Source organism: uncultured Eudoraea sp. (assembly GCF_947490415.1).
Classification (GTDB): domain Bacteria; phylum Bacteroidota; class Bacteroidia; order Flavobacteriales; family Flavobacteriaceae; genus Eudoraea.
In genome coordinates this window covers 726,158-743,107 of sequence record NZ_CANLGX010000002.1, presented here as the reverse complement: position 1 = coordinate 743,107, position 16,950 = coordinate 726,158, and the positions used below count along the sequence as shown (strand labels likewise).

The following is a 16,950-nucleotide window of genomic DNA, read 5'->3' as shown; positions in this document are numbered from 1 at the left end:
TAGATCCTATTCACTCTTTAAAAACTTAACCGGTACTACTGCTCAGCTAAGCGGGTGCAAATATAGAGCACTTTTTTAAATTAAAAATAAATTTCAGTTATTTTTATGAAATAATTTTAACCTGAATTTTTAATGTACTTATTATTAGCTTTTTGCTCTAAGATTGAAAGCAAAAAAAGGCTTTTAAAGTTACATCATTTTAACGTTATCTGCAACTATTTTTTTTCCTTTTCTGTCTTACTCCATTTATTAGTTAATGAAGAATAATCATAATCCAAAACAGATTCCTGTCGCACTAGCTGACTAGCCGCAAAAGCTCTCTGTAAGATATCTTCAATGAGGTAGTCTTCGTGTACGTTTTCCGGCTGGTATTCTTCTTTTAAGTTTATCTTAAACATTTTAGCCGTTGTACTGTACCAAAAGGCACGCCACCCACTTCGCAATTCTTTAACCAAACCATAAGTTGTAGTTCCAGTTTGTCTATAAATTAATTTTACCAATATCTGCCCTTCAGTGCGTGTCAACTTTTTTAGTTCATCAGAAAACTCCCCTTCAATATATTTTTGCAGTTGTTTTGTATACTTTTTCTTTTTTCGTTTTGATTTAATTTTCATCAAACTATCATTAAGCTCTTCCAACCTCTCCGATGCCATTTTTGCATAGGGATATACCTTAAGGGTCTTCCTGCGCAGAATATAATATTTCAATTTATCCTGGTAAGATGAAAACTCCAACCTTCCAAAAACATATACCTCATCAAGGGCAATTGATTGTTGAAAAATGGAATCCCCCTGAATGATTATCATTTTTTCAGTCAGAGAATCCAATGGCTGCTCTTTTATCTGGGAAATCCCAATATAACCCACAAGAGAAATAAGAATAAGATGAAAACACTTTTTCACTAAATATTTAAATTTCAAATTTCTTGCCAAAATTAATGATAAACATTGTACTGCATTACTAAATAAAAGTGAATATTGTTAAGTTTGTATTCAAATTATAAATACATGAGCGAAAAGAAGATTATCACCAAAAAATCATTGGCTTTTTTTGAGAAATACCTTAACAATGCATCCCCTACCGGATATGAATCAGAAGGTCAAAAATTGTGGATGAATTATATGAAACCCTATGTTGATACATTTATTACCGATACTTACGGAACCGCGGTTGGAGTTATTAATCCGGAAGCAAAATACAGAGTGGTCATTGAAGGGCATTCCGATGAGATTTCCTGGTATGTAAACTATGTTACAGATAACGGGCTTCTTTATGTCATTCGCAATGGTGGCAGTGATCATCAAATTGCTCCTTCAAAATGGGTAAATATTCATACTAAAAACGGAATTGTGAAAGGTATCTTTGGATGGCCCGCTATACATACCCGGGACCGTGCTAAAGAAGAACCTCCTAAAATAGATAATATTTTTATTGATGTTGGAGCAAAAGATAAAGAAGAAGTTGAAAAAATGGGAGTCCATGTGGGCTGTGTTATCACTTATCCGGATGAATTCCAGATCTTGAATAACGATAAATACGTTTGCCGTGCAATTGATAACAGAGCAGGTGGATTTATGATCGCTGAAGTTGCCAGACTTTTACATGAAAATAAGAAAAAATTACCCTTTGGACTCTATATAACTAATGCTGTACAGGAGGAAATTGGCCTTCGAGGCGCGGAAATGATTTCACAAACCATACGCCCGAATGCTGCGATTATTACAGATGTGTGCCATGATACGACCACACCTATGATCGACAAGAAAAAACAGGGGCATACAGAATTAGGTGCCGGCCCTGTAATTTCTTATGCTCCCGCAGTCCAGAATAAACTAAGAGAACGAATTATTGAAACCGCCGAAGCCAAAAAAATTCCATTTCAGCGCATGGCGGCATCCAGATCTACCGGGACGGATACTGATGCCTTCGCCTATAGCAATGGCGGAGTGGCTTCTGCCCTTATTTCTCTGCCTTTGAGATATATGCACACTACCGTAGAAACGGTACATAGGGATGATGTGGAAAATGTAATTCGCTTAATTTATGAAACCTTATTAAATATTAAATCCGGAGAGACATTCAGCTACTTTGATTAACTCAGGCTTTTAAATAAATATATTTTGTACAATCAGAATATGGATGAACTTATAGACAGGCTGGATGAACGAGGTAAGTTTACCGGTAAGACTATTTTAAAATCTGTAGCACATCAGCAAGGCGTCTTTCATCCCACTGTGCATATTTGGTTTTATACTAAAAGAGGGGAAGTACTTATACAACAAAGAGGGAAATTAAAGGATACTTATCCTCTACTTTGGGATGTTTCTGTTGCCGGGCATATTGGTGCAGGAGAAGACATTTACAAAGCCGCAATCAGGGAGATTAAGGAAGAAATAGGACTGAACATAGCAGAAGAAGATCTTATTAAAATCGGGGTTTTTAAATCGAGTCAGCATCACCGAAAAGATCTCATAGATAATGAATTTCACTATACATTTCTATGTAATTTGAAGGTTCCTTTTAGCTCTTTAAAAAAACAGGATAGTGAAGTTGAAACTTTAAACATGATTCCCCTGATTAAGTTTGCAGAAGAAGTTTGGGGGTTAGCCAATACTGCGAAATATGTACCGCATAGTACCGAATATTACAAAACGATTATAAAGTCAATTAAGGAACAACTTTAAATCCTGGAGAAATCCGTCAAAATCTTTGGAGTCATAGGTTTTCTGATCTCCCTGAGACATGTTTTTGACTACAAATGCATTATCTGCCAATTCGCGATCACCAATGATTACAATAAAAGGTACATTCCTTTTATTTGCATACTTCATTTGTTTCTGCATTTTGGAAGAATCAGGATAAATATCGACCTTAACATCTTCTTTTCTTAGCTTTCCAATTAATTTTAGGGACGCCATCGCCTCCTGCTCGCCAAAATTCAAAAATAATACATCTAATGCCCGGCCGATGTTATCCGGAAAGATGCCCAATTCTTCCATAACCAGATATATTCGATCCAAACCAAAGGAAATTCCAATTCCGCTCATATCCTTTAACCCGAAAATCCCGGTTAGATCATCATAGCGTCCACCACCACCAATAGAACCCATGCTTATTTCAGCAGGGGGCGCTACTTCAAAAATGGTGCCCGTGTAATAATTAAGTCCCCTTGCCAAAGTGACGTCTAAAGTAAGTTGAGCAGAAATTAATCCTAATTCAGCTACGGCATCTAAAATAAAGGCCAGGTCCTCAACCCCTTTAAGGCCTTCTTTAGAATCTTTCAAAAAGTTTTTAAGCTGTTCTAATTGTTCAGAATTTGTGCCGGTAAGTGAAAAAAGCGGTTGTGCCTTTTCTATTGCTACAGGAGAAATTCCTTTTTTCAACATTTCATTTACAACCCCTTCTTTACCAATCTTGTCTAGTTTATCGAGTGCTACAGTAAAGTCTACCAAGCGATGTTTTTCTCCAATAACCTCGGCAATGCCGGATAAAATTTTTCGATTATTCAGTTTTATAGTTGCCTTTTTTAAATTTAAATCTGTAAAAACGGCATCGTACAGTTGTATGAATTCTATTTCCTGAAGAAGGGAATTAGCGCCAACCACATCGGCATCGCACTGATAAAATTCCCGAAACCTTCCTTTCTGAGGCCTGTCTGCACGCCATACCGGCTGAATTTGATAACGCTTGAATGGAAAGTCTATCTCATTCTGATGCATTACCACATATCTCGCAAAAGGTACTGTCAGATCATATCTTAACGCCTTATCCGTAATTTTTCGGGTAAGGGATTTTGAGTTTTTGGAGTTATAGGTGTCGTCATCAACCTTGCTTATAAAATCACCGGAATTCAAAATTTTAAAAATCAACCTATCACCCTCATCACCATACTTTCCCATAAGGGTTTCCGAGTTTTCGAAAGCAGGTGTTTCTATAGGTTGAAATCCAAAATTTTTAAATTGTTTTTGAATGGTTTGGACAATAAAATTTCGCTTTTCGATCTCAACAGGCGAAAAATCTCTGGTTCCTTTTGGTATGGATGGTTTTTGTGCCATAAATTATGCTAACTGCTGCAAATATAATTGTTTGTGCACACCTGTCTAAGATGGAGGTCTAATATTATCCAATAATATTATCAAACCATTGGTATAATTCTCCTTTGGTAATAACCGCACCTTCCTGTATAAGTTTAAATTTATCAATATTTTTATCCTCCGTATACGCTTTGGAAGCGTGGAGGTATTCAACAAAATCTGATTGCCAGTTCTTTTTAAACCAATTAAAACCAAGAGAAGTATTTAAATCAATATCCGGATTTAAGATTTTTACGGAAATCAGTTTCATTTCCTTCTCCGCTAAATGGAATAAATGCATCTGCTGCCTGGAAATATTCTCCAAATAAGTAACCTTACCCAGCACACCTTCCCATACCAGATCACTAAATACATCTAATTCCTCTTCAACCACCTGAGGTTTATTTTTCTTTATAGTTTCCCATTCGCTTGCTGTAATAGACTGTGTTGCAAGAAAATTGATAAACTCATTATGCAATTCTTCAAATTGCTGTTTTGTTAGCCTGGCATATTTCATTTTACAAAAATAAAAAGGCCGCACAAAATGTGCGGCCCTATTTAAATTAAATGTTGTTTAGTTAAATATATAACGCACCCCAATCTGCATTCTCCATCTGGAAATCTCTGAAGTAACAGCACCAAAAGTACTATTTCTACTTGGATCAAAAGTATAGGTAGGTGTATTGGTATCATCAACGCTTACCCCCATTAACTGGTCAAAATTAGGTGCCTGAACAACACCCCAATTAGAGTTAATAAGATTTCCGAAATTAAGAATATCAAGACTTATTTGAAATTTGTTTTTGTCATTAATATTAATATCCTGCAAGACTTTTACATCAAAAGTCCCCCTCCATGGGGCCAAGGCGCCATACCGCTCAGCATATTGCCCCCTTCGACCACTTAGGTAATCATCTTGTTGAATAAATGCTTCAAAAGCTTCAGCCTGTCCCGGTCCGCTAAAGGCCATTTGGGTTACTTCCGATGTGGTTGGAATATAGAGCAGGTCGTTTATACTTGATCCATCATTATTGATATCTCCTCCATAAATATAATTATACCGTCCGCTTTTTGCATATTCAAAGAATGCTGAAACGGTGGTCCCTGAACTGAATGCTTTAGAGAAAACGCCAATGAACCTGTGAGTATCGCCATACCTTGAAAAAGAAAGCAGATCTTTATTGGCATCACCAACTATGGCATTACCAGCAAAGGCATCACCCGTAATTTCTGCATCAATTGAGTTTACTTCTTTTGCGCTTAAATAACTATATGCTGCCATCGCGTATATGCCATTAAACCAAGTTTTTTGAGCTTTAACAGAGGCATTCCATATTCTGCCCTTATCGGAATTGGTAAACACATAGGCATTGGTGGGTCCTCCGAAAATTTGTGATTTATCATCATTTGAATACACCGCCCTATTATCCACTCCGTTTAACGTCAGGGAAGGCGCGCTAAGACCCCAGTTTTGAACATGAGCTGCATGAATATCCTTGGTATAAGACACATCTGCCGTAAGTAATAAACCATCATTAAATAGTTTGTCAACACCAACATTGGTTCTCCAAACCTGAGGCCATCTAAAATCAGGATCTACTAACTGATAGAAGAAAAAGTCTACACCCTGTACCTGGTTACCAAGCCATACGAAAGGAAATCTTCCTGTAAACATTCCTGACCCCCCTCTGATTTGTAGGGTTTTGTCACTTTTTACATCCCAATTAAACCCAACCCTCGGGGAGATCAATACTTTATTTGTAGGTAATTTTTTCGAATCAAGAAATATAGGTTCATTGGTTGCCGGGTCAAAATATTGGATTGATGGAATATAAGTTCCCATCTCACCGCCTTTTCGCTCAATATTTTCCTTGATTTTCTCTGAAGTATCAAAATACAAGGGCTTGTCAAAACGAATGCCATAAGTAAGCTTAAAATTTTCCTTTATATCCCATTGGTCCTGAAGATAAAAGGATAATTGACCCACATTGGTTTCTGCAAGTGCCCATCCCCCCGGATTTCCTGTACCGGCGGCGTTAAATGCATTATTAGTAGCTATGGCATCATTAAAGGATTGCTGAAGATCTCCTGAACTTGCGAAATCTGGAAAATCTGTTATCGTCGTAGTTGGAAAGAAAACTCCCTGAGCACCATATGCCCCTAAGTTAAATGAGTTGTCAAATTGAAATTTTTCAAAGGAAAAACCAATAGTAAATGTATGATCTCCTTGAAAATAGTTTAGGTTGTTTGTTATCTGAAAAACTTTTTGGTCCAGCTTATTATTAATGGAGAAAGGCTCATGACCGGCAATTATATAATTTGAGCTACCTGTATCATCCAGGATTACAATACTTGGTGCTGGCGTCGAGAAAGGATTCCTAAAGTCATCAAAGTGTGTATATCCTACCTGCAGTTTGTTAGTAGTCTGATCTGTTAACTTAGTATTTAATTCCAATTGAAAGGATTGAATTTTATTATTTATTTCATAACCGGCATTTTCAAACTGTAAAGTTTGCGTATTTGGTCCTCTAAAGGCAATAGCATCTCTATTTGCAGGTTTACCCTTTGATGCATCGAGGAAATTATAAATAATTGCCAATCGGTTTTTATCATTAATATTCCAATCAAGTTTTATTATCCCTTTTGTTGATTCCTGATTGAAATTAAATCCTTGATACCTCCCGGGATCATAGAAAATATCATTACCACGGTCATCCTGACCTATAACTACCTGGCGAAGCAAATTATCGACTAATTGAAAATCGGATTCCAAAACCCTGCTTTCATTTATTTCCCCTGTACCGGTATTCGGCACAAAGCCGTCTGTTCCAAGCGATGTTAACTCATCGCGCTCAAAATTCACAAAAAAGAATAATTTATTCTTTACAATAGGGCCACCAATACTAACACCATATTGTTTTTGTTCCAGGCCAGTTTTAAATACTTTATCGCCATTAATTTTTCCTCCTGTTAGATCATCATTCCTGAAGAAACCATATACCGTACCATATAATTCATTGGTACCACTTTTAGTTACAGCATTAACAGATGCACCAGTAAATCCCGACTGGGTAACATCATAAGGCGCCGTTGTTACCTGAATCTGATCTATAGCATCCAGCGAAATAGGCTGCGCACTGGTTTGCCCACCGGGTGTTGCAGCATCCAATCCAAATGGATTATTAAAGATGGCACCATCCAGGGAAAAATTGTTGTATTGGTCATTTCTACCACCAAAGGATGACCCGGAAGCACCTGAAGATGCAGTAGGATCAAGTCTGGTAAAATCAGAAGCAGATCTCGAAATGGTGGGTAATCTTGTTAATTCCCTATTCCCAATACTGGTTTCCTGACCTGTGCGATCACTTCCAAAAGTTCCACCCCTGTCAGAAGTTACGATAACTTCTTCCAGTGCCTGGCTTTTTTCTACCAATTGGAAATCTACATTAAATGTTTTACCTAATGATAAATAAACATCATTTTGGGTTTGAGTATTAAAACCAATGTAAGAAATTGTAATCTCGTAAGGTCCTCCTACTCTGAGGTTTAATAAGTTAAATCGGCCATCTTCATTACTCACTGTACCATTCTTAGTTCCAGTAGGAGTATGAACAGCAACTATATTTGCCCCTAAAAGAGGAATTCCCTGATCATCAACCACGGATCCCCTGATGTTAGAGCTGGTAACTTGGGCATTAACATTAATTCCAATACAAAGAAGAATAAGACTTAGAAGTGATGAGATTTTCATTGGTTTTAAGTTTAGTTGTTAGTGCTTCAGGGAAATAAAAATATAAAAAAAAAAGAGCTATGCGGACATAGCTCTTTTAAGTTATCAACCAATTTGGTTTACTTCTTTTCAGGCACAACTTCGAAAGGAAATTCTACAACTACATCTCTATGAAGTCTAATTTGAGCTTCATAAGGTCCAGCGCGTTTAATTGTACCTCCTTTGATAATGATATACTTTTTATCAATTTCATGACCTTCTTTGGCTAAAGCATCCGCTACATCCATATTTGATATAGATCCAAATAACTTTTCCGCCGCACCTACTTTTGCTGAAATTTTGATCTGCAGTTCTTTTAATGCATCCGCAGTTTTGTTAGCGGTCGCTACCACCTCTTTCTCTTTATGAGCTTTTTGCCTTATGTTTTCGGCAAGTACCTTTTTGGCTGATGGGGTGGCCAGCATGGCTACTCCCTTGGGTATAAGGTAGTTTCTACCATAACCGTTCTTCACTTTCACTACGTCATCCTTAAAACCAAGGTTTTGGACGTCTTCTTTTAAAATAAGTTCCATGATCCGTTGTTTTTTACTTTAATAAATCTCCAACATAAGGCATAAGTGCCAAATGACGTGCTCTTTTAACGGCCTGGGCCACTTTTCTCTGATACTTTAATGAAGTTCCGGTTAATCTTCTGGGTAAAAGCTTCCCTTGTTCATTTACCAATTTCATCAGAAAATCAGGATCTTTATAATCTATATATTTGATTCCGGATTTTTTAAATCGGCAATATTTCTTCAGCTTATTAGTCTCAATATTAAGGGGGGTCAAATACCTGATTTCACCGTCCTTTTTACCTTTTGCTTGTTGTTCTATAGATGCCATATTACTTACGCTTTAGCTTTTAGTCTTGTTCTTCTTTTTTCCGCCCATTCAATGGCATGTTTATCCAATTTAACGGTCAGGAAACGCATAATACGTTCATCTCTTCTGAATTCCTGCTCATAGGGAGTAATTACTTCTCCGGGAGCTTTAAATTCAAATAAGTGATAAAAACCACTTTTTTTGTTCTGTATTGGATAGGCTAATTTCTTAAGCCCCCAATTTTCTTTAGCCACTATTTTGGCCTCATTTTTCTTTAAGAAATCCTCAAATTTCTTTACTGTTTCCTCTATCTGAGTATCTGATAGAACGGGATTTAAAATGAAAACAGTTTCGTAATTGTTCATATTATTTTATGTTTTTTAGGAGCGCAAAAGTAATAATAATTAGTTCTAATTACAAGAAATTGAAAAAATCTTCGTTATAGGTATCAAGAATCAAAGAAATTAAACTTAACCTATTAAACTTAAAATGTATAATCATTTACAATTTACACGTAATAATTAACAATGTTTACAACTTTTATTGCAGTTAAACTTGTTTTTTCGGTACTTTGTCGATGATTTAACCCCACAAATCAACCCCTTTATGAAACTAAGAAGTATTGTTGTTGATGATTCGTCTATGCAACGTATGGCAGTTGCAAAATTAGTTAACAATCATCCTAACCTAGCACTAGTAGCCGATTATAGTAATGCTATTGAAGCGAAAAACGGTATCAAGAACAATGAAATCGATTTGATTTTTCTTGATGTAGAAATGCCCATTATCAGCGGTTTTGACTTATTGGAGTCCTTAGAGAATAGCCCTCAGGTGATTTTGATAACCGGCAAACCGGATTATGCTTTAAAAGCATTTGATTATGATGTAACCGATTATCTCCACAAACCTATTACAATGGCTCGTTTTGATGCTTCTGTAAAAAGAGCAGTAGCCAAGTATGAGCAATTGAATAAGGTCAATGAAGATGAAGAACATATTTTTGTTAAGAGCAATCTTAAGAAAAGAAAAGTTATCCTCAATGATATTAAGTGGATAGAAGCCTTAGGTGATTATATAAAATTAGTTACAGATGAGGCTAATATTGTTATTCTTTCGACAATGAAGGCTTTTGAAAAACAATTACCTGAAGATAAATTCTTAAGAATTCACAAGTCTTATATTGTAAATCTTGAAAAGATAGAGAAATTTAACAGTAAGAATGTTGAAGTAAGCGGCAGGTCTATACCCTTAAGTAGAAATAAAAAAACAGAACTGGCGGAAGCATTAAGCAATGTTTAATTACATATAATCTACATTATAGATTATACGAACGCCTTTGAACTGAGAAACAGCATCAAAAGAATTTTGAATTCTTTTGATGTTTTTTTTTGTTTTTTGAAGAGGCACGCCTTTTGGGATCTTAATCAAAACATGTTTTAAGTATTGGTTGCGTATTCGGGCAACCGGCGGAAATTCCGGGCCTAATACGTCAATTTCACTGGCGTTACCAAGGGCTTTTGCAAACCAGGCAGAAGCTTCATTTAACTTGTTATACTCTTTGTGCTTAAAGCTAATTCTTATGATCTTGTTTATCGGAGGATATTTATACTGCTCTCTTTCGTACAGTTGTTCCTGAAACATTCCTTGATAATCTCCCGTGGTAACCTGCTTAAGTATTTGATGGTAAGGGTTGAAGGTTTGAATTATCACTTTACCTCTTTTTTTTGTCCGGCCAGCTCTGCCTGCTACCTGAGTAAGTAATTGATAGGTGCGTTCATGTGCCCTGAAATCGGGAAAATTCAAAAGCGCATCTGCATTCATAATTCCTACAAGATTGACATTTCTAAAATCAAGACCTTTGGTAAGCATTTGGGTACCTACCAATATATCCATTTCCTGATTTTCGAAAGCATGAATAATCTTGGCATATGCATGTTTACCCCTGGTAGAGTCCAGATCCATACGACCCACTTTAGCCGATGGAAAAAGTGTATTTAATTCCTGTTCTACCTGTTCTGTACCAAAACCTTTAGTGTCTAATGTATTGCTTCCGCAAGCCAGGCAGCTAGTTGGTATAGGGATATGATGTCCGCAATAATGGCATCTTAGTTGTTTTCTATGCATATGATATGTCAAACTCACATCACAATTGGGACACTGAGGAGAATGCCCGCAGGTAGTACATTCTAAAATTGGGGCATAACCCCGTCTGTTCTGAAACAAAATTACCTGCTCCCCCTGATTTAGTGTTTCAGTGATTTCCTCTAACAGGCGTTCAGAAAAATGCCCCTTCATTCGTTTTTTCCGATGTTGCTCCTTGATATCTACTAATTCCATATCAGGCATTAAAACATTTCCGAACCTTCTGTCTATTTGTGCATATCCGTATTTAGTTGTTTGGGCATTCTTATAGCTCTCTATGCTTGGGGTTGCAGAGCCCAGGAGAACATTACAATTAAAAAGGCCTCCGAGTACAATTGCAGCATCTCTGGCATGATAACGTGGTGCAGGATCAAACTGTTTAAATGAGGTTTCATGTTCCTCATCTATAATTATCAGCCCCAAATCTGCAAATGGTAGAAATAATGCTGAACGAGCGCCAACAATTAGCTGTGCTTTTGATTTATTATCTAAAACATTCTTCCAAACTTCAACTTTTTCCTGCATATTGTATTTGGAATGAAAAACGGAAATAGCGGAACCAAAATATTTCTGTAATCTTGAAATGAGTTGTGTGGTAATCGCAATTTCCGGGACCAGATATAGCGCCTGTTTTCCTTCATTTATACACTCTGCAATCAGTTTTACATATACCTCCGTCTTTCCGGAAGAGGTGACCCCTCTTAGTAGCGTGACTTTTTTATGATCAAAGTTTTGCCTAATTGTATTTAATGCTGTAATCTGGTATTCATTTAATTCTTTAGGCAGTTCAAGCTCCGTGGTACTGTTCAATACTACACGATCAGTTTGGATAAAATATTCTTCAAGAACCTCTTTATTTATTAGTGCTCGTATTACAGCGCGGCTCGACTTACTGTCAATTTCTAAGTCATCAAGCTTTATTGGTTTTTTTTTAGTCGCCTGAAGATGAAATAAGGAAAGAACGACCTGGCTTTGTTTAGGTGCTCTTGTAAGTGAACTCAACAATTCCTCCAGTTCGGCCTCTTTATTATACCGCTGCCCCAGCCGAACATAACGTACCATTTTTGGCTTGTACTGTTCATGAATTTCTTCCTTTAATACTATAGCTTTAATTTTAATAAGCCTGTTGAGAATAGGGAGGATATTCTTTTTTTCGACAATTTCCATAACATCATTAACACGAAGGATGTTTTGGTATTTCAGGGCCTCGTAGACCAGAAATTCATCATCCTTTAATTGATCTTCATCAATTATGACATCTTTATTCAGTAAAATCAGTGTTTCACTTTCCAATAAAAGTGCACTTGGGATGGCACTTCTGAAGACTTCGCCAAGTGTGCACATGTAATAATCCGCTATCCACTGCCAATGTTTCAATTGAATTGATGTCACAATAGGTTGTTCATCCAGAATATCATGAATGGCTTTAGCCTCATATACCAATGGGGGTCTGTTATGAAGTTCAACAACAAGAGCGGTATAAAGTTTGGACTTCCCAAATGGCACGGCTACTCGCATTCCCAATTTCAATTTCGCTGCTTGATATTCAGAAATGCGATATGTAAAATGCTTTTCCAAAGGAATTGGCAGTATGACATTTATAAAGATTTCCATTGGGTTATACTATTTATTGACCTTAAACCTCATTTCTGATGTTCTTTTCTGAGGTAATTAAGAGACGCATTCAGTTCAAATCCGAGTAGTAGAATATTGGAATTCAGCCATATATATACCATAAGAATCAATAATCCCGCCAGGGCCCCATATAATTCGTTATATTTTGCAAAGTTGTCAATATAAATCCCAAACAAAAAGGATGTCAAAAGAAATAACAAGGTAGTCATTAAAGCACCATAAGAAAAGAACTTAGCCTGTTTGCCTTCCCTGGTACCGAAATAGTATAAGATAGCAGTAGTAAGATAGGAAAGCAGTATAAAAAACATGGTTTTACCAACTTTTGCTCCCACAATATCATTTTCTGAAAGATCATACCCTCTGGTCTCGGCGGCCCATTCACTTAAATATTCCAAAATATAAAACTCAAAGTATACATAACCCACCGCACCAAAAATCAATAAAACGGAAAGAAGAAACCCTACCATCATGGCATAGGCATACTGCTTAAAGAAATTCCTCGTGAGATTTATATGGTAAGAATCTTCAAAACCACCAAAAATAGCACTAACGCCATTGGTCATTAAAAAAATTGACAAAATAAATGCCGAAGAAAGCAATCCTCCACTCTGCTGATCTTTTATCTGATAGTAAATTACTTCAAAATATTCACCTGTAGCTGCCGGTAAAAAAGACTCTAGAAAATCAAGAAATTGGCTGTCAAAATTTTCATTACCTACACTCACATAGGGAATAATAAAAGGGATTAATGTAAACAAGAAAATAAGTAAAGGAAAAAGAGCCATAAAAAGGCTGAATGCAATAGAACTAGCCCGGGTTGAAAGCGCGCCCTGAACTATACCTATAATGTACATTTCAACAAGATCATAGAGAGAGAGCCCTTCAAAAGCCGGGAGCTTAATTTTTTTAAGTAGTCTGACTACCCAATTGACTATAGGAATCTTCTCCAGTTTTCGTTCTATTTCCTCGGTCATCTAAATTGCTTTAAGACTTAGGTCTTTGTTATATACAGAATGTGTTAAAGCACCTGAAGAAATATAATCTACCCCGCAATCTGCATAATTCCTAATCGTATTCTCATTTATTCCGCCGGATGATTCGGTTAAACAACGATTCCCAATTAGCGCCACTGCTTTTCTTGTATCCTCATAGCTGAAATTATCCAAAAGAATCCTAAAAACACCCTGAGATTTCAGAATTTCCTCCACTTCCATTAGATTTCTCGCTTCAACAATAATTTTTAATTCTTTATTCGATTCCTTCAAATAGAGTTTTGTTTTTTTTATTGCCTTGGTAATACCACCCGCAAAGTCTATATGGTTGTCTTTCAGCATAATCATATCATACAAAGCAAACCTGTGATTCTCCCCTCCTCCAATGGTAACGGCCCATTTTTCAAGAGCCCTTATTCCAGGAGTTGTTTTTCGGGTGTCCAGGATTTTTGTTTTAGTCCCTTCCAGAAGCGAAACAAAATAATTAGTTTTAGTAGCTATTGCACTCATCCGTTGCATGGCATTTAAGACAAGTCTTTCGGCTTTTAAAATAGATTGAGATCTTCCTTCTACATAAAATGCTACGTCCCCAAAATGCACCTTTTGACCATCATTTAAGAGAATTTCCATTTTTAAATCCTTATCAACATAATCAAAAGTCTGTCGCGCAAATTCAACGCCCGCTAATATGCATTCATCTTTTACTAACAGCTTTGCCTTACCCATTGCATTCGGGGGAATACAAGCAAGTGAACTGTGATCTCCATCACCTACATCTTCCCTAATGGCATTTTCTATTATTAAAGATATCTCCTTTTGAAATTGTTCTTCTGATATCATTTTTGCAACTTGTAGGGTACTAAATTAGTAAAAACATATGCCAATAAAGAAATTCAATTTCCTTTAAATTATAACTTAGATATATGAGGATAAAACTTCTTACTATAGGAAAAACAGATAATGGAGAGTTACAGAAGCTGATAGATGTTTATCTGAAGAGATTGAAACACTACGTAAAATTCGAATTGGTAGTTTTACCAGATATTAAAAACACCAAAAACCTATCTGCTTCTGATCAAATGGAGAAAGAAGCTGAGTTAATCTTAAAAAATATTAACAGCACGGATACAGTTTTTTTATTAGATGAAAATGGTAAGGAATACACTTCTGTAGGATTTGCCAATCAATTGCAAAAACATATGAATTCTGGTATTAAAGAATGGGTTTTGGTAATAGGTGGACCCTACGGCTTTAGTGATTCCATTAGACACAAAGCAAATGGACAAATTAGTCTCTCAAAAATGACTTTCTCACATCAAATGGTCCGCTTATTTATTGTTGAACAAATTTACAGGGCATTTACCATTTTGAGAAATGAGCCTTATCATCACAAGTAAGCACATGCCAATGATTAATTAGCTATACACCGAAGAGACGTTTAATATAGAACTCTAAACTTAATAGTGTTTTCTACTTTTTTGAGCGCTTTAATTACCTCTTTATTATAATCCCTGTCCAGATCAGTGATCACATAACCTACATCACTATCCGTAGAAAGGTATTGTCCTGAAATATTCATCTCATAAGTAGCGAGGACCTCATTAATTTTAGCCATAATTCCGGGAACATTTTTATGAATATGCAAGAACCTATGTGCCTTATTCTGTTTAGGCAATCGAATATTTGGAAAATTAACCGCATCCACCGTATTCCCTGAATTGACATAATACATAATCTTGTTGGGTACGAAATCGGCAATATCCCGCTGTGCCTCCTCAGTACTACCTCCAATATGTGGAGTTAGAATAACGTTGGGGATTCCCTGCAATTCTGAGACAAAGGGTCCATTGGACTTGGGTTCATCAGGAAAAACGTCTATTGCTGCACCGCGTAGTTTGCCACTTTTAAGAGCTTTTACCAGGGCTGGTATATCCACTACAAAACCTCTGGAAAGATTTAAAAGCATGGCGCCTTCACGCATTTGGTTAATTTCGCGCTCACCAATAAAGTTAACATTGGCTTTATTGTCATCCAGATGTAAGGAAACCGCGTCGGAAACATTTAATAAATCTTCAAGAGTTTCGCATTTTACTGCGTTCCCCATTGCCAATCTGTCTTCAATATCATAGTAATAAACGCGCATTCCAATTGCCTCAGCGAGCACTGACAGTTGTTTGCCTATATTTCCATAACCGACAATTCCCAGGTTTTTTCCCCGAATTTCTTTAGAATTTATAGCTGTTTTATTCCATTCACCATTGTGTATTTCGGTACTTCTTGGAAAAACATTTCTAAATAACATAATAATTTCCCCGATAGCCAATTCAACAACAGACCTGGTATTGCTATATGGAGCGTTAAACACCACTACTCCTTTCTTTTTACAATAATCCAAATCTATCTGAGTCGTCCCAATACAAAAGGCTCCTACCACCAGTAATTTATTGGCAGCATCTAAAACCTTAGGTGTAAGTTTTGTTTTGGAACGGATTCCCAGGACGTGCACTCCCTTTATCTTTTCAATAAGTTCATCTTCCGATAAACTTTGTTCTATGAGCTCCACTGAGAAACCATCTTCCGAAAGATTATCAAAAGCAGCCGGATGCACATTTTCCAGCAAAAGTATCTTTATCCTGTTTTTTGGATAAGAAAGGCTTCTTGGCAGGTCATTAATAAATAAAAACTCATCCAGATTTGGTGCAACATGGTCTGCTTTATCAGCCGCTTTATCCCGATGGACGTTTTCAGTATATGCAAAAAATTTGTGAGCAATGCCTGCTTCCCGCATAACATAATCACTATACCCATCTCCTATCACCTGTACTTCACCTTCAAGATCGAGCTGCTTTAAACATTCAATTTTACCATTATGCGTAGCCAGGACATTCTTTTCGTCAAAACCTATAATGTTTCCTTCCTCGTCAAATTTAAATGTATTGGCATAAACCCTTTCCGATGGAATATTATACTCCTTTACAATAGGATCTATAAATTCTTTAAACCCGCATGAAATCACATAAATGTCGTCAGAGTACTTTTCAAAAAACTCCTTGTTGGCAGCAATTGATTTTGAGATCTTTTGCCGCAACTCATCAACAAGTGGATTTAAGTGATTCTTATGTGCTTTGAGGAGTTTAATTCTTCTTTCCAGGGATTCGGTAAAAGAAATATCACCGTCAATTCCAAGATTGGTAATTTCCTGTATTTCATGAATGACATCTTCTCTGTTAGATTTGCCCTGCAAAGTCATTTCCGCCAGTACATCCAAGGCTTCTACTCTGGTTAAGGTACTATCAAAATCAAAAACATACTTACGTCCCACTTCCGTCATCCTTTATAAAAGTTAGGCGGTAAAATTATAAATTAATTTGATGCTTTATGAAATCATGATGTAAAAATGGAGATAATTCATTTATCTATGAATTCCATTGCTGATTTTAAGTCTTAAAGCCCTTATGAATCAGATATCCAAATTCTTAATTTTACGTACTACTCCTATTAGCACCCTAAAGCAAGG

15 protein-coding genes are annotated in these 16,950 nt (G+C 36.5%); 4 read left to right on the top strand and 11 right to left on the bottom strand.

Features of this window, described 5'->3' with window-relative positions; all coding sequences use genetic code 11:
- Positions 1-215 precede the first annotated feature (215 nt).
- Positions 216-902 carry a DUF4294 domain-containing protein gene (locus Q0874_RS08230; RefSeq protein ID WP_299161688.1) on the bottom strand — a complete coding sequence of 229 codons (687 nt, stop codon included), beginning with the start codon at positions 900-902 and terminating at the stop codon, positions 216-218.
- Positions 903-1,007: 105 nt separating this feature from the next.
- Between Q0874_RS08230 and Q0874_RS08225 the strand changes: the two genes are divergently transcribed.
- Together Q0874_RS08225 and Q0874_RS08220 are read left to right on the top strand one after the other, a co-directional pair.
- Complete coding sequence (locus Q0874_RS08225; RefSeq protein ID WP_299161685.1) at positions 1,008-2,096, top strand: M42 family metallopeptidase; 1,089 nt, start codon at positions 1,008-1,010, stop codon at positions 2,094-2,096.
- Positions 2,097-2,120: 24 nt separating this feature from the next.
- Positions 2,121-2,684 carry an NUDIX domain-containing protein gene (locus Q0874_RS08220; protein ID WP_367275418.1) on the top strand — a complete coding sequence of 188 codons (564 nt, stop codon included), beginning with the start codon at positions 2,121-2,123 and terminating at the stop codon, positions 2,682-2,684.
- On the opposite strand, the gene hisS is transcribed toward Q0874_RS08220, so the two are convergent.
- The 6 genes from hisS to rpsF form a co-directional block, all read right to left on the bottom strand.
- The gene (gene hisS, locus Q0874_RS08215; RefSeq protein ID WP_299161682.1) at positions 2,664-4,055 is read right to left on the bottom strand and encodes a histidine--tRNA ligase; all 1,392 of its coding nucleotides are present in this window, start codon (positions 4,053-4,055) and stop codon (positions 2,664-2,666) included. The genes Q0874_RS08220 and hisS overlap by 21 nt on opposite strands.
- 64 nt (positions 4,056-4,119) lie before the next feature.
- Positions 4,120-4,590, bottom strand: a complete 471-nt coding sequence (locus Q0874_RS08210) for a DUF6495 family protein (RefSeq protein WP_299161679.1) — start codon at positions 4,588-4,590, stop codon at positions 4,120-4,122.
- 57 nt (positions 4,591-4,647) lie between these two features.
- On the bottom strand, positions 4,648-7,824 hold the full coding sequence (locus Q0874_RS08205; RefSeq protein WP_299161676.1) for a TonB-dependent receptor: 3,177 nt from the start codon (positions 7,822-7,824) through the stop codon (positions 4,648-4,650).
- A gap of 98 nt (positions 7,825-7,922) precedes the next feature.
- Positions 7,923-8,375 (bottom strand): 50S ribosomal protein L9, encoded by a 453-nt coding sequence (gene rplI, locus Q0874_RS08200; RefSeq protein ID WP_299161674.1) that lies wholly within the window; start codon positions 8,373-8,375, stop codon positions 7,923-7,925.
- Positions 8,376-8,388: 13 nt separating this feature from the next.
- On the bottom strand, positions 8,389-8,685 hold the full coding sequence (gene rpsR, locus Q0874_RS08195; RefSeq protein ID WP_299161672.1) for a 30S ribosomal protein S18: 297 nt from the start codon (positions 8,683-8,685) through the stop codon (positions 8,389-8,391).
- Between the two features lie 5 nt (positions 8,686-8,690).
- Positions 8,691-9,029 (bottom strand): 30S ribosomal protein S6, encoded by a 339-nt coding sequence (gene rpsF, locus Q0874_RS08190; protein ID WP_299161670.1) that lies wholly within the window; start codon positions 9,027-9,029, stop codon positions 8,691-8,693.
- A 241-nt stretch (positions 9,030-9,270) separates the two neighbouring features.
- Here rpsF and Q0874_RS08185 point away from each other — a divergent pair, with 241 nt between their 5' ends.
- On the top strand, positions 9,271-9,963 hold the full coding sequence (locus Q0874_RS08185; RefSeq protein ID WP_299161667.1) for a LytTR family DNA-binding domain-containing protein: 693 nt from the start codon (positions 9,271-9,273) through the stop codon (positions 9,961-9,963).
- On the opposite strand, the gene priA is transcribed toward Q0874_RS08185, so the two are convergent.
- The 3 genes from priA to nadC are packed head-to-tail and all read right to left on the bottom strand — an operon-like array spanning position 9,964 to position 14,273.
- A complete protein-coding gene (gene priA, locus Q0874_RS08180) occupies positions 9,964-12,420 on the bottom strand; it encodes a primosomal protein N' (RefSeq protein WP_299161665.1) in 2,457 nt (818 codons plus the stop codon).
- Positions 12,421-12,449: 29 nt separating this feature from the next.
- The gene (locus Q0874_RS08175; protein WP_299161662.1) at positions 12,450-13,415 is read right to left on the bottom strand and encodes a YihY/virulence factor BrkB family protein; all 966 of its coding nucleotides are present in this window, start codon (positions 13,413-13,415) and stop codon (positions 12,450-12,452) included.
- The gene (gene nadC / locus Q0874_RS08170; protein ID WP_299161660.1) at positions 13,416-14,273 is read right to left on the bottom strand and encodes a carboxylating nicotinate-nucleotide diphosphorylase; all 858 of its coding nucleotides are present in this window, start codon (positions 14,271-14,273) and stop codon (positions 13,416-13,418) included.
- Positions 14,274-14,356: 83 nt separating this feature from the next.
- Here nadC and rlmH point away from each other — a divergent pair, with 83 nt between their 5' ends.
- A complete protein-coding gene (gene rlmH, locus Q0874_RS08165; protein WP_299161658.1) occupies positions 14,357-14,830 on the top strand; it encodes a 23S rRNA (pseudouridine(1915)-N(3))-methyltransferase RlmH in 474 nt (157 codons plus the stop codon).
- Positions 14,831-14,871: 41 nt separating this feature from the next.
- Here rlmH and serA read toward each other — a convergent pair whose 3' ends face one another.
- The gene (serA, locus tag Q0874_RS08160) at positions 14,872-16,764 is read right to left on the bottom strand and encodes a phosphoglycerate dehydrogenase (RefSeq protein ID WP_299161655.1); all 1,893 of its coding nucleotides are present in this window, start codon (positions 16,762-16,764) and stop codon (positions 14,872-14,874) included.
- Positions 16,765-16,950 lie beyond the last annotated feature (186 nt).

What these genes read in the sequence shown, in the direction of transcription:
- Q0874_RS08210 (WP_299161679.1), bottom strand. Translation starts at nt 4,590, where the DNA reads ATGAAATATGCCAGGCTAACAAAACAGCAATTTGAAGAATTGCATAAT.
- rplI (WP_299161674.1), bottom strand. Translation starts at nt 8,375, where the DNA reads ATGGAACTTATTTTAAAAGAAGACGTCCAAAACCTTGGTTTTAAGGAT.
- rpsR (WP_299161672.1), bottom strand. Translation starts at nt 8,685, where the DNA reads ATGGCATCTATAGAACAACAAGCAAAAGGTAAAAAGGACGGTGAAATC.
- rpsF (WP_299161670.1), bottom strand. Translation starts at nt 9,029, where the DNA reads ATGAACAATTACGAAACTGTTTTCATTTTAAATCCCGTTCTATCAGAT.
- serA (WP_299161655.1), bottom strand. Translation starts at nt 16,764, where the DNA reads ATGACGGAAGTGGGACGTAAGTATGTTTTTGATTTTGATAGTACCTTA.
- Q0874_RS08225 (WP_299161685.1), top strand. Translation starts at nt 1,008, where the DNA reads ATGAGCGAAAAGAAGATTATCACCAAAAAATCATTGGCTTTTTTTGAG.
- rlmH (WP_299161658.1), top strand. Translation starts at nt 14,357, where the DNA reads ATGAGGATAAAACTTCTTACTATAGGAAAAACAGATAATGGAGAGTTA.
- Q0874_RS08205 (WP_299161676.1), bottom strand. Translation starts at nt 7,824, where the DNA reads ATGAAAATCTCATCACTTCTAAGTCTTATTCTTCTTTGTATTGGAATT.
- Q0874_RS08185 (WP_299161667.1), top strand. Translation starts at nt 9,271, where the DNA reads ATGAAACTAAGAAGTATTGTTGTTGATGATTCGTCTATGCAACGTATG.
- nadC (WP_299161660.1), bottom strand. Translation starts at nt 14,273, where the DNA reads ATGATATCAGAAGAACAATTTCAAAAGGAGATATCTTTAATAATAGAA.
- Q0874_RS08175 (WP_299161662.1), bottom strand. Translation starts at nt 13,415, where the DNA reads ATGACCGAGGAAATAGAACGAAAACTGGAGAAGATTCCTATAGTCAAT.
- priA (WP_299161665.1), bottom strand. Translation starts at nt 12,420, where the DNA reads ATGGAAATCTTTATAAATGTCATACTGCCAATTCCTTTGGAAAAGCAT.
- hisS (WP_299161682.1), bottom strand. Translation starts at nt 4,055, where the DNA reads ATGGCACAAAAACCATCCATACCAAAAGGAACCAGAGATTTTTCGCCT.